2 protein-coding genes are annotated in these 1,085 nt (G+C 46.3%); both read left to right on the top strand.

Annotated elements, in window-relative coordinates; all coding sequences use genetic code 11:
* The coding region (locus PX481_RS01230) for an aldo/keto reductase (RefSeq protein ID WP_288093257.1) at positions 1-655 on the top strand (655 nt) is incomplete at its 5' end.
* Complete coding sequence (locus PX481_RS01225; protein WP_288093254.1) at positions 652-1,059, top strand: gamma-glutamylcyclotransferase family protein; 408 nt, start codon at positions 652-654, stop codon at positions 1,057-1,059. The genes PX481_RS01230 and PX481_RS01225, both read left to right, overlap by 4 nt.
* Positions 1,060-1,085 lie beyond the last annotated feature (26 nt).

Genomic DNA, 1,085 nt, shown 5'->3' with positions numbered 1-1,085 from the left:
TCTTTGGGACTCTCTCACTCCTATCGAAGAAGTGATGCGCGCTTTCGATGATTTGGTCAGGATGGGAAAAGTGCTTTATATCGGCATTTCTGACAGTCCTGCTTGGATTGTCTCCCAAGGGAACACCCTGGCCACCCTGCGGGGATGGACACCCTTTATCGGACTACAAATAGAATATTCTCTCAAGGAACGCACCCCCGAACGGGAATTATTGCCCATGGCCAAAGCATTAAATATCGGGGTGACAGCTTGGAGTCCCCTGGGAGGAGGAGTTTTAACGGGAAAATATAATCAACCCAACCCCGTCGATGGACGTTTAAGCATGACCGACCAACCTTTTCAAATTTTTGATCGCGATTTAAAAATTGCCGAGACTGTCCTAGAGATAGCCAGAGAAATTGAGAAATCACCGGCACAAGTGGCATTAAATTGGCTAAGAAATCGGCCTAACGCCGTAATTCCTATCATTGGCGCTCGAAAATTGTCCCAATTGCAGGATAATTTAGCCTGTGTGGACTTTAACCTGACTGGGGAACAGCTGCAACGACTCGATAATATCAGTGCTATTTCCCTCGGTTTTCCCCACGAACTTTTAGCCAGTCAATTTGTTCGCGATATCCTATTAGGAGGAGTAGCAGCACAATTAGACCGATGATGGAAGTTTTTGTTTATGGAACCCTGAAACCTAAGCAGAGTAACTATTCTGCCTACTGTGCGGGAAAAGTGATCAACTCTAAAACCGCCTACACAAAGGGGTATTTATACCATCTTACCGCCCTCGGTTATCCCGGACTGACCGAGGGGGATGGCTGGGTCAAGGGAATTTTATTGACTTTTAACGCAGATTATGATATAGGGCTTTTGGATGGTTTGGAAGATTATCAACCCGGCAGATCTCCAGAAGAAAACGAGTATCAGCGTCGCAGAATTCCTATTTATAATCTAGAGCGAGAATTGATCGGCGAAGCTTGGGGATATATGATGACACCGGCAAAAATAGCTTTTCATGGCGGTATTTGGCTGCCTTCCGGTTGGTGGACCAGTAGCGATCGAGAATAGGGATGAGGGGGCCGATTCTGTTAAGA

Source organism: Microcystis sp. M53603_WE2 (assembly GCF_030065435.1).
This window is presented reverse-complemented; position numbering and strand designations above follow the sequence as displayed.